Consider the following 25531-nt stretch of genomic DNA (forward strand, 5'->3'; position numbering starts at 1 on the left):
TCGTTCTCTAGCGTTTTTTCTTGCGCCACACGTCGATCAGTACTGCAAACACGATGATCAGGCCCTTTGCGACCTGCTGGTAATAGGAGGACACGCCGAGCAGGTTAAGCCCGTTATTGATCACGCCAATCAACAGCGCGCCAAACAATGTGCCGACGATGCTGCCGGTGCCGCCCGACAGGCTGGTACCCCCGATCACCACGGCGGCAATCGCATCTAGCTCATAGGAAACCCCGGCCTGGGGCAGGGCGGAGGTGGTGCGCGCCGACAGCACCACGCCGGCCAGTCCGGCCAGCAGGCCCGACACCACATACACCGAGAACATCACCTTGCGCACACCGATACCGGAGGTGCGCGCGCTTTTTTCATTGCCGCCCACCGCGTACACGTAGCGCCCGTACGTGGTGTAGCGCAGCACCATCCAGAAGATCAGCGCGACCACTGCGAAGATGATGATCGGCACGCCAATCGGGCCGATCTTGCCGATGCCCAGCGCCAGGTAGGCGTCGGGCAGGTCGGTGATCGGGCTGCCGTCGTTGAGGATGAAGGTCATGCCGCGGGCAATGCTGAGCATGCCGAGGGTGGCCACGAACGGCGGGATCGACAGGTTGGCGACCATGAAGCCGTTGACCACGCCGAGCATCGCCCCGGCGAACATCCCCGCGCTGACCGCCGCCAGCAGGCCGTAGCCCTGGGTCGCGACCATGGCGCTGCACAGCCCGGCAAACGCCAGGATCGACCCCACCGAGAGGTCGATGCCCTTGGTCAGGATCACATAGGTCATGCCCACGGCGAGGATGCCGTTGATGGAGGTCTGGCGCAGGATGTCCATCCAGTTGCGCCAGGTCATGAAGTATTCGCTGGAAAACGCCATCACCACGCACAGCAGGATAAACACCAGCGGCAGGCCGAAGCGGTCGAGGGACAGGCGCAGGCGGTTGCGCGGTGCGGCGGTAACGGGCGCAACAATCGTTTTGGCATTCATGAGGCAAGACTCAACAAGGCTTCCTGGGAAAGGGCGGTGTCGCTGCTGATGGTTACCAGCCGGCCGCCCTTGAATACAGCGATGCGATCGCTCAGGTGCAGCAATTCCGGGGCTTCCGACGACACCACGATGGCCGCGCCCCCGGCGCGTACGAACTGGTCGAGCAAGTGGTAGATCTCTTGCTTGGCGCCTTCATCGATGCCCCGGGTCGGTTCATCGCAGAGCAGGCAGATCGGTTCGGTGGACAAGCATTTGGCGAGCACCACTTTCTGCTGGTTGCCGCCGCTCATGGAGGCCACCGGCAAGTCCAGGGAGCTGGTCTTGATCTGCAGGCGCTTGACCATGTTTTCAGCCAATTGGGTTTCCTTGCGTGCGTTGATCAGCGACCAGCTCGACAAGCGCTTGTAGGCCGACAGCGCAATGTTGGAAAGAATGCTGCCGGTGAGCACCAGGCCGCTGTCCTTGCGGTCTTCGGTGACCAGCGACATGCCGGCATTGATGGTGGTCTTGGGCAGCCCGACGGGCAGGGGCTTGCCTTGCAGGGTGACGCTGCCGGCGTCCGGCGTGGTCAGGCCGTAGATGCAGTTGAGAAATTCGCTGCGCCCCGACCCCATCAGGCCGTAGATGCCGAGAATTTCGCCCTGGCGCAGTTGCAGGCTGATGTCGTGAAATTCGCCGTTGCGGCTCAGGTTGTCGACTTGCAGGCAGGTGGCGGCAGCGCATTCACGGCCGACCTTGTGGTCGATCCGCGTCAGCTCCTGGCCGACGATGCCGCGTACCAGGTGGTTGCGGTCGATATCGGCCATGCGCCCGCTTTCCACGAAGGCGCCGTCGCGAAAGATGCTGTAGTCGTCGGCGATCTGCGCCAACTCGCTCAGGCGATGCGACACGTACACAATGCCCGCGCCGCGTGCAGTGAGGCGGCGAATCGCCTTGAACAGGGTTTCTGCCTCGCGCTCGCCGATGGCCGAGGTGGGTTCGTCCATGATCATCACTTGGCAGTCATGGCTGAACGCCTTGGCGATTTCCACCAGTTGGATCTGCGCCACGCTCAAGCGGTGCATGGGGCTGGTGGGGTCGACGTCGAACTCCAGGCCTTCGAGCAGCTCGCGGGTGCGGCGGTTGAGGGCCTTGCTGTCGACAATGCAGCCGGCGCGGCGCGGTTCGCGGCCCAGCCAGATATTTTCGGCGACGCTCATGTAGGGAATGGGTTCCAGCTCCTGGGTGATCATCGCGATCCCCGCCGCCAAGGCTTCGCTCGGGCGGTTGAACTGCACCGCAACACCATTGAGCAGGATGCTGCCGGCGTCGCGCGGGGTGATGCCCATCAGGATGCTCAAGAAGGTCGACTTGCCGGCGCCGTTGCCGCCACACAGGGCATGCACGCTGCCGGCCCGCAGAGAGAGGCGCCCGTCACGCAGGGCAGGGACCCCGGCGTAAGCCTTGGCGACGTGTTCAGCCTGGAGCAGTAATGGCGTGGCCATCGGCGTGTCCTCGTGCTGTGAATTCTTATTAGGTCGCACAGTCATGTTTCGCTGTGAGCATATGTGTACCAAATGAAATTCTGATCAGTCAATCTCTTTCACTTGAAAGCGATGATTCTCATCTGGCGTGGCGGTATTGGCTTTTAATGCCGCATTAGCGGGAGCTCTGATAAAAACGAGCTTGACAGATCAGCTCATATGCCCGAGAAATGCCTGAGCGAAATTTCATTGAATGATCATATGATCAGTCGTAAGTACGATGACGGCAGCGGAGCCAGACGCCATGAACACACCTTTCCCGGTGGCTATCGGATGCGATGAAGCGGGCTTTGAGCTCAAGGAATTGTTGAAGCGGCATATCGAAACGCTGGGTTACCCGGTGACCGATTTCGGCACGCATTCCACCGCGCCGGTGCTGTACCCGGACATTGCCCTGGCCGTAGCCAACGCCATCACCGCCGGGCAGCAGCGTCTCGGCGTGCTGGTTTGTGGCACCGGGATCGGCATGGCTATTTCCGCCAACAAAGTGCTCGGCATTCGTGCGGCCCAGGCCCACGACACCTACTCGGCCGAGCGTGCGCGCAAGAGCAACGATGCGCAGATCCTGTCCATCGGCGCGCGGGTCATCGGCGCTGAACTGGCCAAGAGCGTCGTCACCGCGTTCCTGGCCTCGGAGTTCGAGGCTGCGCGCTCGGGGGCCAAGGTTGCGCGCATCAACGCGATCGAGCGCGATGGGCATCAATAGTGGACGGCGCGGGGCAAGAGTCGGGAGAATGCGCCTTTGACGCCGAAACGGAAGCCCGTCCCCATGAGTGACAGTAGCCAGCGCATGGCCAGCGATATCGATCAGATGACCGAAGTGGCGATGCTCTATTACCTCGAGAACGTCACTCAGGAGGCCATTGCCAAGCGCTTCGACCTGTCGCGGGCCAAGGTCAGCCGCTTGCTCAAGCGGGCACGCGATGAAGGCATTGTCGAGGTGCGGGTGTTGCAGCACCCGGCGATGAACAACGAGCTGGAGCGGGCGCTGGTCGAGCGCTTCAAGCTGGATCGCGCGTTGATCGCGGTCGATCACAGCGACCCGGACACCCAGCGCTCGGCCGTCGCCAGCCTGGTGGCCAATTACCTGAATAAAACCCTGGGCGACGGCATGATCGTCGCGGTGGGCATGGGACGTAACGTCGGCGCGGTGGCTGACAACGTCTTTCTGCCGGTGACGCGCAACTGCACGTTTGTCTGCGCCATCGGCGGTTCGCTCAAGGCCGGCGAGTACATGAACCCCGACCATATCTGCCGGCGCCTGGCCCTGCGCTTTGGCGGTGAAAGTGAAAGCCTGTACGCCCCGGCGCTGGTGGCCAACCCGGAACTGCGCGGTGTGTTGATCAACAACGACACGGTGCGCTCGACCCTGGACCGCGCGCGCCGCGCCGATATTGCCCTGATCGGCATCGGCGACATGAGTGAAAACAGCAACATGGTGCGCATGGGCTGGTTCTCGCCCCAGGAAATCGCCCAGGCACGCTTGTCCGGCACGGTGGGCGACATGATGGGTTACGACTTTATCGATATCCACGGCCAGCCGGCGGTCAACGCCATCCAGGGACGGGTCATCGGCCTGACGGTGCAGGAACTGTTCCGCATCCCGGACGTGGTGGCGATTGCCAGTGAGAACACCAAGGCGGCGGCGACCTTGGGGGCGTTGCGGTCTGGGGTGATCAATACCCTGGCAACGACCGTCACCAATGCCCACACCATCCTCGCGCTGGACGACGCCACCCGAAAATCCTGACACGCCGCAGGTCAAAATGTGGGAGGGGGCTTGCTCCCGATTGATCGTTCCCACGCTCCGCGTGGTAACGCCGCTCGGGACGCTCCGCGTCCCGCCAACGTCCGGTGACGCAGAGCGTCACGGGCTGCATTCCCACGCGGGAGCGTGGGCACGATCTTGACAGATGCGCTCACTGGCACACCGCCATCGGGAGCAAGCCCCCTCCCACATGGGTTTTGTGTGAGTTTTTAGGACAGGTTTTGTAATAGTTTCGCGTTGTAGGGAAATCGTATTTGGGCTGTAGGATTCAAGTCCTTTCGTTATCTCAGGACTTGCATGAACACCCTCTCGGAGCCTCCTAGTCGTCTTTCCCCAAGACTCCCGCCCAAGCACCCCATATTGCATCGACTAACCTTGTCCCGGTCCAATGACCGCGCTTTGCCGTGCCCGGCATTCTTGAATACAGAGACTCTATAAATGGAATGGTTAGCGGATCCAACGGCCTGGCTCGGCTTGGCGACCTTGATTGTGCTGGAACTGGTGCTGGGTATCGACAACCTGGTGTTTATCGCGATCCTGGCGGACAAGCTGCCGCCGGAGCAGCGCGACCGTGCGCGGCTGATCGGTTTGTCCCTGGCCTTGCTGATGCGCCTGGGCCTGCTGGCAAGTATTTCCTGGTTGGTGACGCTGACCCAGCCGCTGTTCGAGGTGTTCGACAAGAGCTTCTCCGGCCGTGACCTGATCATGCTGTTCGGCGGTGTGTTCCTGTTGTTCAAGGCCACCATGGAATTGCATGAGCGCCTGGAAGGGCATGTGGCTCAGCATAAGGGCAATGTGGCTTACGCGATGTTCTGGCCGATCGTGGCGCAGATCGTGGTGCTCGACGCCGTGTTCTCCCTCGATGCGGTGATTACCGCCGTGGGCATGGTCGATGAGCTGGCGGTGATGATGATCGCGGTGATCGTGTCCATCGGCCTGATGATCGTGGCGAGCAAGCCGTTGACCCGCTTCGTCAACGCGCACCCGACCGTGATCATGCTCTGCCTGGGTTTCCTGATGATGATCGGCTTCGCGCTGACCGCCGAAGGCCTGGGCTTCCATATTCCGAAAGGCTACCTGTACGCGGCGATCGGCTTCTCGATCCTGATTGAAGTGTTCAACCAGATCGCCCGTTCGCGGCGCAAGAAATCGGCGCAGGGTGTGTTGCCGGTGCGCGAACGTACGGCCCACGCAGTGATGCGCTTGCTCGGCGGTCGCAGCCTGGCGGTGGAAGAGGTGGGTGAAGAGGTCGCCGACCTGCTGGGCGAGGTGGATACTGCGCAAGGTCCGCTGTTCGACCGACGCGAACGGGTGATGATCAGCGGTGTGCTGCAACTGGCCGAACGGCCGATTCGCACGTTGATGACGCCACGGGCCAAGGTCGACTGCATCGACCTGGCGGACGATGCCGAGAGTATTCGCCTGAAGCTGATGCATTCGTCCTACTCGCGTTTGCCTTTGATCCGCAACGGCGCGGTCGATGAGCCCTTGGGTTTCGTGCACAAAAAGGAGTTGCTCAAGGAGTACCTGGCCGGCAACGAGCCGAACCTTGCGCATCTGGCGCGCCGTGCGATCAACCTGCTGGAGAGCTTTTCGATCCTCAATGCCTTGGAGCAAATGCGTCAGGAATCCACGCACATCGCCTTTGTGATCAACGAATTCGGCGACTTCATGGGGGTGTTGAGCATGACCGACATCCTCGAGTCCATCGCCGGTGAATTGCCGGACGCCAGCGAAATCGAGGGGCCGGATATCGTCGAGGAGGGTGACGGATTTCGCGCCAGTGGCGCCCTGAACCTGAGCCAGGTCGGTCAGCGCACGGGCTTCAAGGCGGCGGCTACCGAGGATTATCAAACGCTGGCTGGCCTGCTGATGAGCCTGCTCGATCGTCTGCCTGTGGTGGGCGATAGCCTGGAATATGAGGGCTGGCGATTAACGGTGGCTGCGGTTGAAGAGCGGCGGGTGACCCAGGTGGTTTTGCGGCCTTGCTCCGGTCAAAGCGCATGAATAGCGCGTGCACGAACTGCTGTTGCTCCTCCACGGGGCCGAAACCCTTGTGCAGTTCCACCCTGTTGCCGCGCTCGTAGACGAGCAGCGTTGGCGTACCGGTAACGTCAGGGTGCCTTGGGGTGTGCGCGCAATCGAGCACCACGCGCACGATCCACGGATGTTGCCAGGCAACCTTTTCGAATAAGGGGACCGCGCTGGCGCAGGCAGGGCAGTGCTCTGAAACGAACAGGATGAAGACCGGGCGCGGTGTGTTCAGCACGCGCTGGAAGTCCTTGGCGCTGGAAATTGTTCGCGTGGCTGCGCCCATGGTGATCTCCTGCCGGTAGTGTGGGTGTGTGCCAACGCTAAGCCGGTGGCTCATCTGCGTCTACTGTCAACCTTCACAGGTCCGGCCCACGCTCCAGCCGTTCCCGTGCCTTGCGCGCCTGGCTTGCGCACTTCCTGTATTCCTCATTGTCGCGGGACGCTTTGGCTTCGCGGTAGCCGTGATGGTTCTGGCTGGTGTAGTTGGTGTCGAAGGCTTCCTTGAGTTTTTGCAGTTCTTCCTTGCAGTCGCGGCGGTCGCTGGCCACGGCGTTGCCAGCCATCAGATAACACAGCATTAACAGGCCAAGGCTCAATTTCATCGGGGGTCCTTTCATGTTGGGGCTTGCTCGCTCTACAGATTAGTCCAAGGGCGCAGAGTTGGTGCGCAGTAACATCGTTGTGGGGCATTGAGTAGCAGCGTGGCTGGATGATGGCGCAACGCCGTAAAACCCTCCAGAAACTATCTCGCTGATCCATAAAGGATTTCTCCCCGGCATAGGTTTTCTTCAGCGCCTATGGCACACTTTCTGCTGTCTATTCCGTTGTTACATACCAAGTTCCGGTATAGCGGAATACACAACTCCTGGAGTGCTTGTCATGCATCACCGACCTTCCGTGTTCAAAGCGTGTGTTTTTCTCTTCGCCGCATCGGCTACCGTTGCCAGCCTCGCGCAGGCAGCGGACAGCAAGCTAGATGATGTGCTCAAGCGTGGGCACCTCATCGTGGGTACAGGCAGTACCAATGCGCCGTGGCACTTCCAGGGAGCGGATGGCAAGTTGCAGGGGTTTGATATCGACATCGGCCGCATCGTGGCCAAAGGCTTGTTCAACGACCCGAGCAAGGTCGAGTACGTGGTGCAGTCTTCCGACGCGCGTATTCCCAACCTGCTGACCGACAAGGTCGACATGAGCTGCCAGTTCATCACCGTCACCGCCAGCCGTGCGCAGCAAGTCGCCTTCACCCTGCCGTATTACCGCGAAGGCGTGGGCCTGCTGCTGCCGAATAACAGCAAGTACAAGGAAATCGAAGACCTGCAGGCGGCGGGCGATGGTGTCACCGTGGCCGTGCTGCAGAACGTGTATGCCGAAGAATTGGTCCACCAGGCGCTGCCCAAGGCCAAGGTTGACCAGTACGACAGCGTCGACCTGATGTACCAGGCCGTGAACTCCGGTCGCGCCGATGCCGCCGCCACCGATCAGTCTTCGGTCAAATACCTGATGGTGCAGAACCCCGGCCGCTACCGCAGCCCGGCCTACGCCTGGAGCCCGCAGACCTACGCGTGCGCGGTCAAGCGTGGCGACCAGGATTGGCTGAACTTCGTCAATACCGCGCTGCATGAGGCTATGACCGGCGTTGAATTCCCCGCTTACAAGGCGTCGTTCAAGCAATGGTTCGGCGTGGACCTGCCAGAGCCGGCGATTGGTTTTCCTGTGGAATTCAAGTGATCCAGAACAACCGGGGCGTGCTTGACGGCGCCCCACTCAGGTACTGCCGACCATGAACTATCAGTTGAACTTTGCCGCCGTATGGCGTGATTTCGACACCTTGCTGGCAGGGCTCGGCCTGGGCCTGCAGTTGGCTTTGCTGTCGATCGCCATCGGCTGCGTGATCGGCCTGCTGATGGCGTTTGCCATGCTGTCCAGGCACCGGGCGTTGCGTGTGTTCGCTTCGGTGTATGTGACGGTGGTTCGCAATACGCCGATCCTGGTGCTGATCCTGTTGATCTATTTTGCCTTGCCGTCGCTGGGTATCCGCCTGGATAAAATCCCTTCGTTCATCATTACTTTGTCGCTGTACGCCGGGGCTTATCTGACCGAAGTGTTCCGCGCCGGGCTGTTGAACATTCCCAAGGGCTTGCGCGAAGCCGGGTTGGCGATCGGCCTGGGTGAGTGGCGTATCCGCGCCTATATCACCGTGCCGGTAATGCTGCGCAACGTGCTGCCGGCGCTGTCGAACAACTTTATCTCGCTGTTCAAGGACACCTCGCTGGCCGCTGCGATTGCAGTGCCGGAGCTGACCTATTACGCCCGCAAGATCAACGTCGAAAGCTACCGGGTGATCGAAACCTGGCTGGTGACGACGGCGCTCTACGTGGCCGCCTGTTACCTCATTGCCATGCTGCTCCGTTACCTGGAACAGCGTCTGGCGATCCGTCGTTAAGGAGGGTTTTCCATGTACGAATCCCCTAGCTGGCTGCATGAACTGTGGATCGCCCGGGAGACGCTGTGGGCCGGGTTCCAGACCAGTATTTACTGCTCGGCGCTGGCGATTATCTTCGGCACCCTGATCGGTATCTTCGCCGGGCTGGTGCTGACCTACGGCAAGTTCTGGATGCGTGCGCCGTTTCGCCTGTATGTCGACCTGATTCGCGGCACGCCGGTATTCGTGCTGGTGCTGGCGTGTTTCTACATGCTGCCGGCGCTCGGTTGGCAGATCAGTGCGTTCCAGGCCGGCGCGGTCGGGCTCACGCTGTTCTGTGGCTCCCACGTCGCGGAAATCGTGCGCGGTGCGCTGCAGGCCATCCCCCGTGGGCAACTGGAAGCGGGCAAGGCAATTGGCCTGACGTTCTACCAGTCCCTGGGCTACGTGCTGTTGCCCCAGGCGCTGCGGCAGATCCTGCCGACCTGGGTCAATTCCTCCACGGAAATCGTCAAGGCCTCGACGCTGCTCTCGGTGATCGGCGTGGCCGAGCTGCTGCTGAGCACCCAGCAAGTCATTGCGCGCACCTTCATGACCCTGGAGTTCTACCTGTTCGCAGGCTTCATGTTCTTTGTCATCAACTACGCCATCGAGTTATTCGGGCGCTACATTGAAAAGCGGGTGGCCTTGCCATGAATCAACCTCAAACAATCGAACCGTTGCTGAACATTCGTGGCCTGCGCAAGCAATACGGAGACGTCGAAGTGCTCAAGGGCGTCGACCTGAGCCTGCAGCGTGGCAACGTGGTGACCTTGATCGGTTCCAGTGGCTCGGGCAAGACCACCCTGTTGCGTTGCGTCAACCTGCTGGAAGAATTCCAGGGCGGGCAGATTACCCTCGATGGCGCGTCCATCGGCTACAGCGACGTGGCCGGCAAGCGCGTGCGTCACCCCGAGCGGGTGATCGCCCAGCACCGCGCCATGACCGGCATGGCGTTCCAGCAGTTCAACCTGTTCCCGCATCTGACCGCCTTGCAGAACGTGACCCTGGGTTTGTTGAAAGTTAAGAAAATGCCTAAGGACGAGGCCGTGTCGCTCGCGGAAAAATGGCTCGACCGTGTGGGACTTCTGGAACGTCGCAATCACTTTCCCGGCCAGTTGTCCGGCGGCCAGCAACAGCGCGTGGCGATTGCCCGGGCCATTGCCATGAACCCCAGCCTGATGCTGTTCGACGAAGTCACCTCGGCCCTCGACCCGGAGTTGGTGGGCGAAGTGCTCAGCGTGATCAAGGGATTGGCGGAGGAGGGCATGACCATGTTGCTGGTCACCCACGAAATGCGCTTTGCCTATGAGGTCTCGGACAAGATCGTCTTCATGAACCAGGGCCGCATCGAAGAGCAGGGCTCGTCGAAGGACATCTTCGAGCGGCCGCAGTCACCGCGTCTGGCGGAATTTCTCAAGAGCATTCGTTTTTAATCAGGAGCTATTTTATGAGCATTACTCGTTACGGTACCGGCAGCACCGCCGGCGGCGGCCAGCCACGTCCTTTCGCCCGTGCGGTGGAAGCCGATGGTTGGTTGTATGTGTCGGGCCAGGTGCCGGCGGTGGACGGTGAAATCATCAATGGCGGCATCATCGAGCAAACCCGCCAGACGATGCGCAACGTGGTGGCGATTCTGGAAGAGGCCGGCTACGAATTGAAAGACGTGGTGCGCGTCGGCGTATGGCTGGAAGAGCCACGGGATTTCTGGAGTTTCAATAAAGTCTTCGGCGAATACTTCACCCCGGAACACGCCCCGGCGCGTGCCTGTGTGCAGGCCAACATGATGGTCGATTGCAAGGTGGAGATCGATTGCGTGGCCTACAAGAAAAAAGGCTAAATTGGCCCACTTGAGGACGCTGCAAATCAAATGTGGGAGGGGGCTTGCTCCCGATAGCGGTGTATCAGCAACAGATATGTCCACTGGCACACCGCCATCGGGGGCAAGCCCCCTCCCACAGGGGATCTCTGCCAGACCATAGAATTTGACGGGACTTAACACTGCCATGACCGAAGACACCATCAAACGCCGCGCCAAAGGCCTGGACCGTGCGTTCGATATCCTCGATTTTCTCAAGGAAATCGGCCAGCCACTGCGCCCGAATGATATCGCCAGCGGCATCGGCAGCCCCAAGTCCACGGTCTACGAACTGGTCGCCTCGCTGCTCGAACGGCGCATCCTGGAATCCGTGGGCAAGGACGGTCACGTCTACCTCGGACGCCAGTTGTACTTCCTCGGCCAGGCGCACCTGCGCCACTTCGACCTGACCCGCGAGGCCGACCACGCCTTGCAGGAGATCGTCAGCCAGACCCACGAAACCGCGCAGATGTGCCTGCTCAACGGGCGCAAGTACACGGTGGCGCTGATGCGCGAAGGCCAGCGGCATTTTCGTATTTCCTCGGATATCGGCGAAAACGCGCCGATCCCCTGGACCGCCTCCGGGCGCCTGCTGCTCGGGCACTTGAGCGACCAGCAGATCATCGACCTGATCGATCCCGACGATTTCATCCTGCCGGGTGGCCTGCGCCTGCCCCTGGAGACCTTCCTGGCGCAGATCCGCCAGGCCACCCTCGACGGGTTCTTCTCCTTCGACAGCGTCGCCGACACCTTTACCCACTGCTTTGCCGCCCCGGTGCGCGACGCGCAGGGCGTGAGCATTGCGACGCTGTGCATCGTCGCCCCGCGGGCCGATGCGAGCAAAAACTATCACGACTATCGCCGGGTGCTGATCGACAGCGCCAACAACCTGGCCCGGCGCATCAACGAATAGGAATTTCCCATGTCTGCCTTCAATGCCGTTGAAAAAGGCGCCGCCGCAGTTGGCGCTCACCTGGTCCGCGATGTCAGCCTGCCGGCCCTGGTGCTGCACCGCGAGGCCCTGGAACACAACATTCGCTGGATGCAGCAATTCGTCAGTGACAGCGGCGCGCAGTTGGCGCCACACGGCAAGACCAGCATGATGCCGGCGCTGTTCCAGCGTCAGCTCGCCCAGGGCGCCTGGGGCATTACCCTGGCCACTGCGGTGCAGACCCGCGCCGCCTACGCCGGCGGGGTGCGCCGTGTGCTGATGGCCAACCAACTGGTCGGCGCGCCGAACATGGCGCTGATCGCCGACCTGCTGGGCGACCCGGATTTCGATTTTCACTGCATGGTCGACCATCCGGACAACGTTGCCGACCTCGGCCTGTTCTTCGCCGCCCGTGGCCTGCGCCTGAACGTGATGATCGAGTACGGCGTGGTCGGTGGCCGTTGCGGTTGCCGCAGCGAGCAACAAGTGCGCGAGCTGGCCGAGGCGATCAAAGCCCAGCCGGCCCTGGCCCTTACCGGCATTGAAGGCTATGAAGGCGTGATTCATGGCGATCAGGCGATCAGCGGCATTCGCGCGTTCGCGGCCAGCCTTGTGCGCCAGGCGGTAGACCTGCAAGACAACGGCTATTTCGACCTGCCCACGCCGATCGTGACGGCGTCGGGTTCGGCCTGGTATGACCTGATTGCCGAATCGTTCGAGGCGCAGAATGCCGCCGGCCGCTTCCTCAGCGTCCTGCGCCCCGGCAGCTACGTGGCCCACGACCATGGCATCTATAAAGACGCGCAATGCTGTGTGCTTGACCGTCGCAGCGACCTCAACGAAGGCCTGCGCCCGGCGCTGGAAGTCTGGGCCCATGTGCAATCGTTGCCGGAACCGGGCTTTGCGGTGATCGCCCTGGGCAAGCGCGACGTAGCCTACGACGCCGGTCTGCCGGTGCCGCTCAAGCGCTACAAGGCCGGAATTTTACCGGCAGAGGGCGATGATGTGAGCGCGTGCCAGGTGACCGCCGTGATGGACCAACACGCGTTCATGACCGTGGCGCCGGGGGTGGAACTGCGCATTGGCGACATCATTTCGTTTGGTACTTCCCATCCATGCCTGACCTTCGACAAGTGGCAGGTGGGTTGCCTGGTGGATGAGCAACTGCGGGTGATCGAGTCCCTGCGCACCTGCTTCTAGACCGAGTCGCGCCTATCGAGGGCAAGCCCCCTCCCACCTTTGGAATGCATTCCCCTGTGGGAGGGGGCTTGCCCCCGAAGAGTCCATCAGCCCCACCGAGACAGCAGCCATGACCACTAAACCGCGCATCGCCCTCATCGGCGAATGCATGATCGAACTGCAACACCGCGCCGACGGCAGCCTGCACCAGAGCTTCGGCGGCGACACCCTGAACGCGGCGGTGTACCTGCGCCGCGAGCTGGGCGACTTCGGCACTGTCGATTACGTCACCGCCCTGGGCGATGACAGTTTCAGCGATGCCATGTGCCAACAGTGGGCTGATGAAGGCCTCGGGCTGGGCATGGTCCAGCGCCTGGCCGGGCGTTTGCCGGGATTGTATTGCATCCAGACCGACGCCAACGGCGAGCGCAAATTCCTCTACTGGCGCAACGAAGCGGCTGTGCGCGACTGTTTTACCACGCCGGCCGCCGAGCCGATCCTGGCAGCCCTGCCGGGCTATGACTGGGTGTATTTCAGCGGCATCACCCTGGCGGTGCTGGGGGAAATCGGGCGTGAGCGTTTACTGGAAAGCCTGATCGAAACCCGGCGTCGCGGCGCCAAGGTCGTATTCGACAATAACTACCGGCCGCGTCTGTGGGCGAACATCGAGGCGGCCCGCGCGGCGTATCACCGCGTGTTGGCCGAGGTGGATATCGCCTTGCTGACCGAGGACGACGAGCGCGCGTTGTTCGGTTATGCCGACAGCGAGCAGGTGTTTGCGGCCTACCCGAAGATTGAGGAGGTGGTGCTCAAGCGCGGCGCGGATGACTGTTTGATCCGTTGCGCCGACGAGCGCTTTGCCGTGCCGGCGTTGAAGGTGGAGAAGGTCGTGGACACCACGGCGGCGGGGGATTCGTTCAGCGCAGCGTATTTGGCCGGTCGGCTCAAGGGCGGTTCGCCGGAGCAGGCTGCGTTGGCTGGGCATCGGTTGGCGAGTCGAGTGATTCAGGTGCCGGGGGCATTGATACCCAGGTGAATGGCCGCCTGCGGCGGATCGGGGGCAAGCCCCCTCCCACATTGTGATGTATTCACAAATCAAGTGTGGGAGGGGGCTTGCTCCCGATTACGGTGTAAAGCCAACCCATCAATCCCGGTAAAACACCTGCACCAAGTGATAACCAAACTTGCTCTTGACCGGCCCATGCACCACCCGCAGCGGTTTCTTGAAGATCACTGCATCAATGGCCCCGACCATCTGCCCTGGCCGCACTTCACCCAGATCACCGCCGCGCTTGCCCGACGGGCAAGTGGAGTACTTCTTGGCCAGCACATCAAAGGCTTCGCCCTTGGCAATGCGCTGCTTGAGCTGTTCGGCTTCTTCACTGGTTTTCACCAGGATATGACGGGCTTGGGCTTTCATCGATCTCTACCAGGTGTGCGACGGCGCGCGATTATGCCTGAACTCAGGCATCGACGCCGATCATGCTGCGGATTTTGGTCGCCAGCAGGTCAATGGAAAATGGCTTGGCCACCATGTCCATGCCGTGCTCCAGAAAGCCCTGGCGCTCGGCGGCTTTTTCGGCGTAACCGGTCATGAACAGCACGCGCAGCCCCGGCCGGTGCTGGCGGGCGATTTCCGCCAGTTGCCGGCCGTTCATGCCCGGCAGGCCGACGTCGGTCACCAGCAGGTCGACGCGTAAATCCGATTCCAGCAACGGCAGCGCCGTGCGCGCGTCTGCTGCCTGGTGCGCGGTGTAACCCAGTTCATCGAGCAGATTGACCACCAGCATGCGCACCGCCGGGTCGTCCTCGACCACCACCACCGCTTCGCCGGCCAGGGCCAGCGGCGCTTCGGCCAGGCTGGCGGGCAGGTTGCTTTCCAGCGCGGTGCCATGCAGGCGCGGCAGGTACAGGCGCACGCAGGTGCCCTGGCCCGGTTCGCTCTGGATAGTCACGTGGCCCCCCGATTGCTGGGCAAAGCCGTAGATCATCGACAAGCCCAGGCCGGTGCCCTGGCCGATGGGTTTGGTGGTGAAGAACGGGTCGAAGGCTTTGGCGAGGATTTTCGGCGCCATGCCGCTGCCGTTGTCGCGCACGCCGAGCATCACGTAGTCGCCGGCCTTGACCGGCTCCAGGGTGGTGATATCGGTGCCGTCCAGATAGCTGTTGGCGGTTTCGATCAGCAGTTCACCGCCGTCGGGCATGGCGTCACGGGCATTGATTACCAGGTTGAGCAGCGCATTTTCCAGTTGGCTGGCGTCGGTGTTCACCGGCCAGATGTCTTTGCCAAGCTGCACGGTGAGCGTGATATGCGCGCCCTTGGTGCGGCGGAACAGATCTTCCAGGGACGCCACCAACTGGTTGGGATCGGTGGGGCGCTTGTCCAGCGACTGGCGCCGCGAGAACGCCAGCAGCCGGTGGGTGAGGGCGGCGGCGCGGTGGGCGGAGGCCACGGCGGCATCGGCAAAGCGGCCGATGTCTTCGCTGCGGCCGGCGGCAATGTAGCGTTGCATCAGGTCGAGGCTGCCGATGATGCCGGTGAGCATATTGTTGAAATCGTGGGCGATACCGCCGGTGAGCTGGCCCACGGCTTCCATTTTTTGCGCGTGGCGCAGCGCGTCTTCAGCCCGCTCGCGTTCGAACATTTCGTTTTGCAGGCGCTGGTTGGCCTCGGCCAGCGCCTGGGTGCGCTGGGCCACACGCTCTTCGAGGTTTTCGTTGAGGTGGCGCAGGGCTTCTTCGGTGAGTTTGCGTTCGGTCTCGTCGATCACAAAGATGTAGAAACCGTTCACCGAGCCGTCATTGCAGAAGCGCGGCAGGTACTTCATCAACGCATGGCGCGGCCGCCCGTCGCGATGCGGCGTGACGGTCATGAAGCTGCACGCCTTGCCGTTGAGCGCGGCGGCGATCTTGTCTGCGCGCCCGGCGTACACCTCGTCGCCCAGCACCTCACGGATGGTCTTGCCGTACAGTTCCTGAGGCGTCTTGCCGTACCAGTCGAGGTAGGCGCTGTTGTTCAAGCGAAAGCGTTGCTCGTGGTCGACATAGCCGATCAGCACCGGCATGGCGTTGATGATCAGTTGCAGTTCGGTCTGGCTTTGACGCAGCGCCTGCTCGGTGTGCTTGCGCTCGGTGAGGTCCAGTGCGGCACCGAGGAAACGGGCGGGGCGGCCTTGCGGGTCCTTGTAGCAGCGGCCACGGGCAAACACCCAGCGTACCTGGCCGTCGGCTTGCAGCAGGCGGTATTCCTCGGCGTATTCGGTGCCGAAGGTGATGCAATGCTTGATGCTGCGCGTGACCGTGCCACGGTCTTCGGGATGCACGCCGAGCAGGTAGGCGCTGATGGGCAGCAGGCCGGCGTCATTGGGGTCGACGCCGTGCAGGTAAGCGAAATGTGCGTCGGCGATAAACCGGTCTTCGCCGATGTCCCAGTCCCAGGTGCCTACCGCGTCGGTCGCCGCCAGGGCCAGTTGCAGTCGTTGCTCGGTGTTGTGCTGGGCCTTGAGGCTGTCTTCGGAGCGCTGTTGCAGTTCGAGGGCTTGGCGGCGCCGCTCGTTGGTTTCGATGGCCGTGACCAGGATGCCGGCCACGCGGCCGCTTTCATCGCGCACTGGGCTGTAGGTCAGGTCAAGCCAGATTTCAGTGTCGCGCTGGTTGCGCTGCAGCACGAAGCGCTGCTCGCTGAAGGTGCGCACTTGGCCGCTGAGCACCGCGTCGTAGACCGGCGCGGCGAAGCTTTGCAGCTCCGGCCAGGTCGCGTGCACCGGCTGGCCCAGGGCGCCGGGGTGCTTGTTGCCGGCCAGCCGGGCGAAGCCATCGTTATACAGCTGGGTGAGCTGCTCGCCCCAGAGCAGCAGCATCGGCATGGGCGAATGCACCACGATATCCACGGCGGTGCGCAGACTTTGCGGCCAATCATTGGCCTCACCGAGGGGGCTTTGCGCCCAGTCCAGCCGCTCGATCATTGCTGCGGCTTCGCTACCGGTGGATGTTCCATTCATGAAAAAGCCTTGCGTATCACGCTTTGAAAAATGACAACACCCATTATTCCAAGAGACAACGACGGGTGGCTACCTCGAAAAATAGCACGCATTGCCGGGTTTTCTGCAAAACGCCGTATCAGGGCTGAAGCCTTTCATCTGTCACGCCAGCTCAGGGCGGTCGCGAAAGTGTTCGAGGGCCTCGGGGTTGGCCAGCGCATCGGTGTTTTTCACCGGTTCCCCATGCACCACATTGCGCACCGCCAATTCGACGATCTTGCCGCTGATGGTGCGCGGGATATCGTTGACCGCGAGGATTTTCGCCGGCACGTGGCGCGGTGTGGTGTTGGCGCGGATCACCTGGCGGATCTGCTGCTCCAGCGCGTCATCCAACTGGACACCGTCAGCAAGGCGCACAAACAGCACCACGCGCACGTCGTCCTGCCAGCGCTGGCCGATGGCGAGGCTTTCCAGCACCTGCGTGACTTTTTCCACCTGGCGATAGATCTCGGCAGTGCCGATGCGCACGCCGCCAGGGTTGAGCACCGCATCGGAGCGGCCATGAATCAGCAGGCTGCCGTTGGGACGTTGCTCGGCGTAATCGCCCTGGGCCCACACGCCGGGGAACTGGCTGAAATACGAGGCCCGCAACTTCTGCTGCTGCGGGTCGTTCCACAGCCCGATGGGCATCGCCGGGAAATGCCGGGTACACACCAATTCGCCTTTCTCGCCGACCAGTGGGCGGCCCTGGTCGTCCCACACTTCGATAGCCATCGCCAGGCTCTTGCACTGCATTTCGCCACGGCGCACCGGCAACACCGGGTTACCAATCACGAAGCAGGAGACAATATCGGTGCCGCCGGACATCGATGACAGGCACAGCTCGGCCTTGATCTCGCGGTACACGTAGTCGTAGCTCTGGGGCGACAGCGGCGACCCGGTGGAGATCAACCCTTTGAGGCTGCGCAAATCATGGCTGAGGCGCGGTTGCAGGCCGGCCTTTTCCAGGGTGGCGAGGAACTTGGGGCTGGTGCCGAATACGCTGATGCGTTCGGCGTCGATCAGGTCGATCAAGCGTTGCGGGCCCGGATGAAACGGAGAACCGTCATACAGCACCGCCGTGGCGCCCAGGGCCAGCACCGATACCAGCCAGTTCCACATCATCCAGCCGCAGGTGGTGTAGTAGAACAGGCAGTCTTCACGGGACAGGTCGGCATGCAGGCCATGTTCCTTGAGATGGGTGAGCAGGACGCCGCCGGTGCCGTGAATGATGCACTTGGGCACGCCGGTGGTGCCGCTGGAATAGAGGATATACAGCGGGTGATCGAACGGCACCGCGACGAACTCGGGCGTGCCGCCGGGTTGGTAGAAGTCGCGCCACAGTGCGACGCGCGCGGGCGTGCGGTAATCCGTGACCTGCGCCTGAGGGCGGGCATAGGGCACGATGATCAACAGTTCCAGGGACGGCAGCCGTGCGAGGATTTCATTGAGCTTGGCGCTCTGGTCGAGGGTCTTGCCGGCATAGCGATAACCGGCGCAAGTGATCAGCACCTTGGGCTCGATCTGGCCGAAACGGTCGATCACGCCTTGGGTGCCGAAGTCCGGTGAAGAGCACGACCAGATTGCCCCGAGGCTGGTGGTGGCGAGCATGCCGACCAGGGTTTGCCAGGTATTGGGCATGCACGCCGCCACACGGTCACCCACACCAACACCGGCCAAGCGCAGGCTGTTTTGCAGGCCGGCGACATGTTCGGCCAATTGCGCGTAGCTCAATTGTTCACGCTGGCCGTCTTCACTGATTGCAACCACCGCCGGGTGATCGTCGCGACGGCGCAGCAAGTGCTCGGCGAAGTTCAGGGTAGCACCGGGAAACCACTGGGCGCTGGGCATGTCAGCGCTCTCGATCAACGTGGCGCTGGGCGGGCTGCGAAATTGCACCTCGAAGAACGCCACGATGGCCTTCCAGAAATCCGGGCGCTGGTCGATGCTCCACTGGTGCAGGGCGGGGTAGTCGCCCAACTGCAGGTTGTGGTGCGCATTGATGTAGCGGCGGAACTGGTCCATGCGCGTATTGGCGATGCGTTCCGGGGAGGGTTGCCAGAGGATGTCGGACATGAGCAAGGTCTCTTGTTCTTGTGTGAGGTTTGTCAGACAAAGCAAGTCCAAGGTGGGAGGGGGCTTGCTCCCGATGGCGGTGTTTCAGTTTGCACATTCATTGACTGACCCACCGTTATCGGGAGCAAGCCCCCTCCCACATTTGGATATCTTCTGTTCGGTAGACCGTGGTTATTGGGCCAACCAACCGCCATCAATATTCCACGCCGCGCCACGCACCTGGCTACCGGTCTCACTGCATAAAAACAGCACCAGCTCACCCAGCTGCGGCGGTGTCACGAACTCCAGCGACGGCTGTTTTTCCGCCAGCAGATCATGCTGCGCCTGCTGCGGGCCCACCCCGTTGGCCGCGCGATCGTCGATCTGCTTCTGCACCAGCGGCGTCAGCACCCAGCCCGGGCAAATCGCGTTGCACGTCACGTTGCTGGTCGCGGTTTCCAGGCCCACAACCTTGGTCAGGCCGATCACCCCATGCTTGGCCGCCACATAGGCTGCCTTGCCCACCGAGCCCACCTGACCGTGCACCGAGGCGATATTGACGATGCGTCCCCAACCCTTGGCCTTCATGCCCGGCAGGCTCAAGCGCGTGCTGTGGAACACTGACGACAGGTTGATGGCGATGATCGAGTCCCAGCGCTCCACCGGAAAATCTTCCACCGCCGCCACATGCTGGATGCCGGCGTTATTGACCAGTATGTCGACGCCACCGAATTCGCGTTCGGCATACGCAAGCATCTCGGCGATCTGCGCCGGGTCGCTGACGTCTGCCGGGTGATGCCCGACCTTGCCGCCAAACGCCTGCACCTGGGCGATCACGCCGCTGGCATCGCCGAAGCCGTTGAGGATCAGGTTGGCGCCGGCCTTGGCCAGGCTCAGGGCAATGCCCAGGCCGATGCCGCTGGTGGAGCCGGTGACCAGGGCGGTCTTGCCGTTCAATGTCGTCATGAAAACCTCACACTATGCCGGTGGCGTAGAACGTACCGATCACCACGAACACCGCGAGGGTCTTGATGATCGTGATGCCGAAAATATCCTTGTAGGCTTCGCGGTGGGTCAGCCCGGTCACCGCCAGCAGCGTGATCACCGCGCCGTTGTGGGGCAGGGTGTCCATGCCGCCGCTGGCCATGGCCGCGACCCGGTGCAGCACTTCAAGGGGGATATTGGCCGCATGGGCCGCTGAAATAAAGCTCTCGGACATGGCCGCCAGGGCGATGCTCATGCCGCCGGACGCGGAGCCGGTGATCCCCGCCAGCAGGGTCACGGTGATGGCTTCGTTGACCAGCGGGTTGGGGATGCCCTTGAGCCAGTCCGCCAATACCAGGAACCCCGGGAGCGAGGCGATCACTGCACCGAACCCGTATTCGGAAGCGGTGTTCATCGCTGCCAGCAGCGCGCCGCTGACCGCACTTTTGCTGCCCTCGGCCAGCTTGCTTTTGATCGCCGAAAAACCGCACACCAGCACCACGATAATCCCCACCAGCAACGCCGCCTGCACCGCCCAGATCGCGGTGAGCTTGGCGATTTCGGTGGTCACCGGGGCGCTCATGCCCGGCAGGCTGAGGCTGTGGGTCTTGCCGTACCACTGCGGGATCCAGTGGGTGAACAGCAGGTTCATCACCCCCACCAGAAGCAACGGCGACAGCGCGATCCATGGGTTGGGCAGGGCCAGGTTCTCGGCGGTCTCCGGCTCGTTGCGCAGCTCGGTGCCATAGCCTTCACCCGCACGCTGGGCCTTGTTGCGCTGGCGCGACAGGTAGAGCATGCCGGCGCAGAACACGAAAATCGTACCGATCAGCCCCAACCACGGCGCCGCCCAGGCGGTGGTGTTGAAGAAGGTGCTGGGGATAATGTTCTGGATCTGCGGCGTGCCGGGCAGGGCGTCCATAGTGAACGAGAATGCACCGAGGGCAATGGTGGCCGGGATCAGGCGCTTGGGGATATCGCTCTGGCGGAACATCTCCGCGGCAAACGGGTACACCGCAAACACCACCACGAACAGCGACACGCCGCCGTAAGTGAGCAGGGCACAGACCAGCACAATCACCAGCATCGCCTGGCGCGTGCCGAGCAAACGAATGGCGGCGGCGACGATGGAACGCGAGAACCCCGACAACTCGATCAGCTTGCCGAACACCGCACCGAGCAGGAACACCGGGAAATACAGCTTGATGAAACCAACCATTTTCTCCATGAACACCCCGGTGAAGGCGGGTGCGACAGCCGAAGGGTCAGTCAGCAGAACAGCGCCGAGGGCGGCGATCGGGGCAAACAGGATAACGCTATAGCCACGGTAGGCAGCCAGCATCAGCAGCGCCAGGGCTGCCAGGGCAATGATCACACTCATGGTGTGTCTCCAATTGTTATTTTTGTGGGTGAAACGCTGGAGAAGGGCTATAGCGAGATGTGTGCCATGTTTCTAACTTATTGAAATATAAGTAAATTAACTATTTTGTCTGTGGTGATTTTCGACTTTGTCTCAATTCAGAGACCTCCACCGATCAAATGTGGGAGGGGGCTTGCCCCCGATGGCGGCGGATCAGCCAGTGGATATATAAGCTGGCTGACCGCTATCGGGGGCAAGCCCTAATGCCAGTCAGTTAAGAAGTGGAAAGGGTAAAAAGTAACCTGTGGCGAGGGAGCTTGCTCCCGCTGGACTGCGCAGCAGTCCTATTTTTGGGGCCGCTTCGCGGCCCAGCGAGAGCAAGCTCCCTCGCCACAGGTACAGTGTTCGCCCTTAACTGACTGGCATTAGGGCAAGCCCCCCTCCCACAAAGGTTTGTCCTCATAGTGAGATTTGAGTCTCATATCGGAGACTATGCAATTCCCAAGGCCGCCATCTTCTTGTCCAGGTCGTGCTGGCGTTTGCATCCATTGAACGTGCCCATCACAACCGCGTTAAGTGGGGCGATCGCACGGCGACTGCGTAACCACTGCAATTGGCGTCATTGTAAAGGGTCTTCTGATAGCTACCGTTTTTGAAGTGCAGGGCAATGCCGTCGTCGACGGCGTAGGCAGGTTGAATGCGCTGGTTGCAAATCAGTTCGACAAAGGATGTTTTTCGTCCCTCCTCAGAATTGAAATGCGGGCACAGCGCGCCGGGTAGCATGCCCAAGCCATTAATCAGCGCGAACGCGCCCCCTGAATCCGAATGGCCGAAATCGAACCAGCATATGGCGCCAGCACTGACGCCACACAGGATCTTGCCCTGATCCCCAGCTGCTTTCAAAAGGTCGGTAACACCAAACTCGCGCCAGACCGCCAGCATCGCACGGGTATTACCTCCGGCGACGTAAATGATATCGGCCTTCTCGAACATCGATGAAATCTGCTGCGCGTGAGGGAAGGGCGGGATGAAGAATGCGAGTGGAATGACCGAGCAGCCGATGGCGGCATACTTGTTCGAGAAGTCTGCGATTTTCACCGGGTCATCACCATTGGCGGTGGAGATGTAAAGGACCACCGGTGCTGCTTTTCCGGTTAACGAAATAATGTACTCATCAATCGGCGTCATGCACTTCAAATCGTCATCGGACTCGCCGCCAATAGCAATAACATGTGTATCTGACATGCACTCTGTCCTACTGTTTTAAAGACACCGTGATTATGCAGGCGCTGGCTTTGAAACTCACAATAACGACGTCGTCTACTAAGACGTCATGCCCAATGCGACCATTTTTTTGTATAGCGTAGATCGACCAAGTTTCAGGCGTCTGGCTGCTTCTATTACATTCCCCTCGCACGCCTGTAGCATCCCCTCGATCACCCTACGGTCGAACCGCTCGCGCGCGGCATGGAAACTTTCCCCTTCTACAGTCGGTACTGGCGCACCACGCGCCACCGGCCTGAACGTGCCAATCGCCGCCCGCATCTCCCCGGCGTTCAACACCAGGTCATCGCTCAACAACGCCGCGCGCTCGAGCACGTTGCGCAGCTCACGGATATTCCCCGGCCACGCGTGCTGCGCCAACAGCGCCAGGGCTTCGCGGTCCAGTTCATGCTGGCTGCGCAGTTCCTCGAGGATGGCTTCGCTCAGCGCCGGAATATCCTCCAGCCGTTCACGCAGCGGCGGCACCTGGATCGGCAACACGTTCAGGCGGTAGTACAAGTCCGCACGGAACTCGCCTCGCTTGATCGCCGCTTCCAGGTCCATGGACGTCGCTGCGATCACCCGCACATCGCTGTGCAGCATTTCGTTGGAGCCCACCGGTTCGAATTCCTTTTCCTGCAGTACCCGCAATAACTTGCTTTGCAGCGGCAGCGGCATGTCGCCGATTTCATCGAGGAACAGCGTGCCACCCTGGGCGATCTGGAATTTGCCGGGACGGCCCTTGCGGTCGGCGCCGGTGAAGGCACCTGGGGCAGTGCCGAAAAATTCAGCTTCGAGCAGGTCGTGGGGGATCGCCGCGCTGTTGATGCTGACGAACGCTTTGTGGGCTCGGGGCGATGCGCCATGGATGGCCTGGGCGAGCAATTCCTTGCCGGTGCCGGTTTCGCCGAGCAGCAGCACCGGCGATTCGGCGCTGGCACTGCGCCGCGCACGGCGCTTGACTTCAAGGCTGGCGGCGCTGGTGCCGATAAAGTGCGCGAAGTTGTATTTGCTTTGCCGCGAGCGCAACAGCGAACGCGTGGATGCCAGTTCCTGCTGCATGCTCAGGTAGCGCTCGATCAGCGGCGACAGGTTGCGCAGCTCATCGAACAGCGCAAAGCCAATCGCACCGATCACCGCGCCCGCATCGTCGTGGATCGGCAGGCGCATCACCACCAGCGGGCCCTTGGGCGTGTCCTGGATATCCAGCAGAATCGGCCGGTCGTTGCGCACCACCTGGCGCAACAGGCTGTTGGAAATCACCTGCTCGCAGGGTTGGCCGATGGCCTGCTCGGCGCTCTTGAGGCCGAAACGCTTGGCGTAGCGCTCGTTCATCCAGACGATATTCGCATCACGGTCAACGATCACCGTGCCTTCGCTGGACTGCTCGATAATCTCGAACAGCGACTGAATGGCCAGGCCGCGAACGTGTTGGTAGTCCTTGAGGTTTTCGGTGGTGTTCATAGTCATAGCGCCGATTGATGGTCCAGCAGGTGAAGCGTGGCGAGGGAGCCCGCTCGCCACTATAAACGCGCTTCTACAAGGGGATGTGTGCGGCAGCCAACAGTTCCTTGGTGTAGGGATGCTGCGGCGCTTCGAACACGGCATGGCTGGGGCCGCGCTCTACCACTTTGCCGTCCTTGACCACGATCATATCGTGGGCCATTGCCCGCACCACCGCCAGGTCATGGCTGATGAACAGGTAGGTCAGGCCGTATTTCTCCTGCAGTTCGCGCAACAAGGCCACCACTTGTTTTTGCACCGTACGGTCCAGCGCCGAGGTCGGCTCATCCAGCAGCATCAACGCCGGCTTGAGCACCAGTGCCCGGGCGATAGCGATGCGCTGGCGCTGGCCACCGGAAAATTCATGGGGGTAACGGTGCCGGCTGGCGGGGTCCAGGCCGACGTCCTTGAGCACCTGGATCACCTGGGCTTCGCGCGCGTCGAGGCTGCACGGGGCGTGCACTTCCAGGCCCTCGCTGATGATCTGCTGCACCGACATGCGCGGGCTGAGGCTGCCATACGGATCCTGGAACACCACCTGCATCTGCTTGCGCCATGGGCGCATCTGCCGGTGGTTGAGCGGGTCGAGGGCCTCGCCCTGGAAGCGGATGCTGCCGGTGGAATCGAGCAGGCGCAGGATCGCCTGGCCCAGGGTCGACTTGCCCGAGCCGGACTCACCGACAATCCCCAGGGTCTTGCCGCGTTGCACACTGAGGCTGATACCGTCCACCGCCTGCAGGTAGCGCTTGGGTCGCAGCAGCCCGCCGCCGAGAGCAAACCGCACGCTCAGGTCGTTCACCTGCAATACGGTCTCGCGCTCCTCGCCGCACAACACTTCAGCCGAAGGCTCGGCGTCCAGCAGCAAGCGGCTGTAGGGGTGCTGCGGCGCGGCAAACAAGGCCTGGCAGTCGGCCTGCTCGACGATCTCTCCGGCGCGCATCACGCACACCCGCTGGGCAATGCTGCGCACCAGGTTGAGGTCATGGCTGATCAGCAGCAGTGACATGCCCAGGCGTTGCTGCAACGACTTGAGCAGCAGCAGGATCTTGCGCTGTACGGTCACGTCCAGCGCGGTGGTGGGTTCGTCAGCAATCAGCAGCTCCGGCTCGCAGGCCAGGGCCATGGCGATCATCACTCGCTGGCGCTGTCCACCGGAGAGTTGATGGGGGTAGGCCTTGAGCCGCTCCTGGGGTTTCTGGATGCCCACCAGGTCGAGCAGCTCGAGGATACGCGCCTGCGCCGCCTTGCCGCCCAGGCCCTTGTGCAGCAGCAGCGTCTCGCCGATCTGCTTTTCGATCGTGTGCAGCGGGTTCAGCGAGGTCATCGGCTCCTGGAAGATCATGGCAATGCGGTTGCCGCGCAGCTTTTGCAGGGCCTTAGGCGACGCGCCCATCAGCTCCTGGCCGCGATACTTCACCGAGCCTGTGCTGAGCGTGCCGGCTTCGGGCAGCAGTTGCAGGATCGAATGGGCGGTCACCGACTTGCCCGAGCCCGACTCACCCACCAGCGCCAGGCACTCGCCGGGGCGCACGTCCAGGTTCACATTGCGCACCACGGTGTGGCCGCTGAACGCCACGCTGAGGTCACGGATTTCGATCAGGTTCATAC

The 25531-nt window shown here is 61.8% G+C and carries 22 protein-coding genes and 1 pseudogene; 11 read left to right on the forward strand and 12 right to left on the reverse strand.

All coding sequences use genetic code 11. The features are described 5' to 3' along the window. Nucleotides 1-7: 7 nt before the first annotated feature. Both C4J85_RS11920 and C4J85_RS11925 read right to left on the reverse strand, forming a co-directional pair. Nucleotides 8-985, reverse strand: a complete 978-nt coding sequence (locus C4J85_RS11920; protein WP_124362600.1) for an ABC transporter permease — start codon at nucleotides 983-985, stop codon at nucleotides 8-10. After that, nucleotides 982-2469 carry a sugar ABC transporter ATP-binding protein gene (locus tag C4J85_RS11925; RefSeq protein ID WP_124409687.1) on the reverse strand — a complete coding sequence of 496 codons (1488 nt, stop codon included), beginning with the start codon at nucleotides 2467-2469 and terminating at the stop codon, nucleotides 982-984. Before C4J85_RS11925 ends, C4J85_RS11920 begins: the two co-directional genes overlap by 4 nt. Before the next feature lie 283 nt (nucleotides 2470-2752). On the opposite strand from C4J85_RS11925, the gene rpiB reads away from it, so the two are divergent. The 3 genes from rpiB to C4J85_RS11945 all read left to right on the forward strand — a co-directional run bounded on the left by rpiB (nucleotide 2753) and on the right by C4J85_RS11945 (nucleotide 6283). After that, nucleotides 2753-3214, forward strand: a complete 462-nt coding sequence (rpiB, locus tag C4J85_RS11930) for a ribose 5-phosphate isomerase B (protein WP_124409688.1) — start codon at nucleotides 2753-2755, stop codon at nucleotides 3212-3214. 63 nt (nucleotides 3215-3277) lie between these two features. Then, on the forward strand, nucleotides 3278-4258 hold the full coding sequence (locus C4J85_RS11935) for a sugar-binding transcriptional regulator (protein WP_124362603.1): 981 nt from the start codon (nucleotides 3278-3280) through the stop codon (nucleotides 4256-4258). A gap of 456 nt (nucleotides 4259-4714) precedes the next feature. Further along, complete coding sequence (locus C4J85_RS11945; protein WP_124409689.1) at nucleotides 4715-6283, forward strand: TerC family protein; 1569 nt, start codon at nucleotides 4715-4717, stop codon at nucleotides 6281-6283. Between the two features lie 28 nt (nucleotides 6284-6311). Here the strand turns inward: C4J85_RS11945 and C4J85_RS11950 are convergent. Together C4J85_RS11950 and C4J85_RS11955 are read right to left on the reverse strand one after the other, a co-directional pair. Then, nucleotides 6312-6647, reverse strand: a pseudogene (locus tag C4J85_RS11950) (thioredoxin family protein); the annotation flags it as partial. Nucleotides 6648-6666: 19 nt separating this feature from the next. After that, the gene (locus C4J85_RS11955; RefSeq protein WP_124409690.1) at nucleotides 6667-6912 is read right to left on the reverse strand and encodes a hypothetical protein; all 246 of its coding nucleotides are present in this window, start codon (nucleotides 6910-6912) and stop codon (nucleotides 6667-6669) included. 277 nt (nucleotides 6913-7189) lie between these two features. Here C4J85_RS11955 and C4J85_RS11960 point away from each other — a divergent pair, with 277 nt between their 5' ends. The 8 genes from C4J85_RS11960 to C4J85_RS11995 all read left to right on the forward strand — a co-directional run bounded on the left by C4J85_RS11960 (nucleotide 7190) and on the right by C4J85_RS11995 (nucleotide 13775). Beyond that, complete coding sequence (locus tag C4J85_RS11960; protein WP_124362608.1) at nucleotides 7190-8038, forward strand: transporter substrate-binding domain-containing protein; 849 nt, start codon at nucleotides 7190-7192, stop codon at nucleotides 8036-8038. A gap of 52 nt (nucleotides 8039-8090) precedes the next feature. Continuing rightward, the gene (locus C4J85_RS11965; protein ID WP_124362609.1) at nucleotides 8091-8753 is read left to right on the forward strand and encodes an amino acid ABC transporter permease; all 663 of its coding nucleotides are present in this window, start codon (nucleotides 8091-8093) and stop codon (nucleotides 8751-8753) included. 12 nt (nucleotides 8754-8765) lie between these two features. Then, nucleotides 8766-9428, forward strand: coding sequence for an amino acid ABC transporter permease (locus tag C4J85_RS11970; protein ID WP_124366828.1), 663 nt, complete (start codon nucleotides 8766-8768; stop codon nucleotides 9426-9428). Further along, nucleotides 9425-10207, forward strand: coding sequence for an amino acid ABC transporter ATP-binding protein (locus C4J85_RS11975; RefSeq protein WP_124362611.1), 783 nt, complete (start codon nucleotides 9425-9427; stop codon nucleotides 10205-10207). Before C4J85_RS11970 ends, C4J85_RS11975 begins: the two co-directional genes overlap by 4 nt. A 14-nt stretch (nucleotides 10208-10221) precedes the next feature. After that, nucleotides 10222-10611: a RidA family protein gene (locus C4J85_RS11980; RefSeq protein ID WP_124409691.1), complete on the forward strand. Its 390-nt coding sequence runs from the start codon at nucleotides 10222-10224 to the stop codon at nucleotides 10609-10611. 166 nt (nucleotides 10612-10777) lie between these two features. After that, nucleotides 10778-11542 (forward strand): IclR family transcriptional regulator, encoded by a 765-nt coding sequence (locus C4J85_RS11985; RefSeq protein ID WP_124409692.1) that lies wholly within the window; start codon nucleotides 10778-10780, stop codon nucleotides 11540-11542. 9 nt (nucleotides 11543-11551) lie between these two features. After that, the gene (locus C4J85_RS11990; protein WP_124407040.1) at nucleotides 11552-12760 is read left to right on the forward strand and encodes an amino acid deaminase; all 1209 of its coding nucleotides are present in this window, start codon (nucleotides 11552-11554) and stop codon (nucleotides 12758-12760) included. Nucleotides 12761-12869: 109 nt separating this feature from the next. Then, complete coding sequence (locus C4J85_RS11995; RefSeq protein ID WP_124366831.1) at nucleotides 12870-13775, forward strand: sugar kinase; 906 nt, start codon at nucleotides 12870-12872, stop codon at nucleotides 13773-13775. 108 nt (nucleotides 13776-13883) lie between these two features. Here the strand turns inward: C4J85_RS11995 and C4J85_RS12000 are convergent, their stop codons facing one another. From C4J85_RS12000 to C4J85_RS12035, 8 genes are all read right to left on the reverse strand, one after another. Further along, the gene (locus C4J85_RS12000) at nucleotides 13884-14159 is read right to left on the reverse strand and encodes a peptidylprolyl isomerase (protein WP_124362615.1); all 276 of its coding nucleotides are present in this window, start codon (nucleotides 14157-14159) and stop codon (nucleotides 13884-13886) included. Between the two features lie 43 nt (nucleotides 14160-14202). Beyond that, nucleotides 14203-16740 carry a PAS domain-containing sensor histidine kinase gene (locus tag C4J85_RS12005; protein WP_124409693.1) on the reverse strand — a complete coding sequence of 846 codons (2538 nt, stop codon included), beginning with the start codon at nucleotides 16738-16740 and terminating at the stop codon, nucleotides 14203-14205. Nucleotides 16741-16881: 141 nt separating this feature from the next. Then, nucleotides 16882-18834 (reverse strand): acetoacetate--CoA ligase, encoded by a 1953-nt coding sequence (locus C4J85_RS12010; protein WP_124409694.1) that lies wholly within the window; start codon nucleotides 18832-18834, stop codon nucleotides 16882-16884. A gap of 171 nt (nucleotides 18835-19005) precedes the next feature. Continuing rightward, nucleotides 19006-19779: a 3-hydroxybutyrate dehydrogenase gene (locus C4J85_RS12015; RefSeq protein ID WP_124409695.1), complete on the reverse strand. Its 774-nt coding sequence runs from the start codon at nucleotides 19777-19779 to the stop codon at nucleotides 19006-19008. 7 nt (nucleotides 19780-19786) lie between these two features. Further along, nucleotides 19787-21178, reverse strand: a complete 1392-nt coding sequence (locus C4J85_RS12020; RefSeq protein WP_124409696.1) for a GntP family permease — start codon at nucleotides 21176-21178, stop codon at nucleotides 19787-19789. Nucleotides 21179-21718: 540 nt separating this feature from the next. Then, nucleotides 21719-22402 (reverse strand): peptidase E, encoded by a 684-nt coding sequence (locus tag C4J85_RS12025; RefSeq protein ID WP_124409697.1) that lies wholly within the window; start codon nucleotides 22400-22402, stop codon nucleotides 21719-21721. 78 nt (nucleotides 22403-22480) lie between these two features. Then, nucleotides 22481-23884 carry a sigma-54-dependent Fis family transcriptional regulator gene (locus C4J85_RS12030; RefSeq protein WP_124366837.1) on the reverse strand — a complete coding sequence of 468 codons (1404 nt, stop codon included), beginning with the start codon at nucleotides 23882-23884 and terminating at the stop codon, nucleotides 22481-22483. 73 nt (nucleotides 23885-23957) lie between these two features. Then, complete coding sequence (locus C4J85_RS12035; protein ID WP_124404012.1) at nucleotides 23958-25529, reverse strand: ABC transporter ATP-binding protein; 1572 nt, start codon at nucleotides 25527-25529, stop codon at nucleotides 23958-23960. Nucleotides 25530-25531: the final 2 nt, after the last annotated feature.

Origin of the sequence: Pseudomonas sp. R4-34-07, from assembly GCF_003852375.1 — a bacterium.
Classification (GTDB): Bacteria; Pseudomonadota; Gammaproteobacteria; order Pseudomonadales; family Pseudomonadaceae; genus Aquipseudomonas.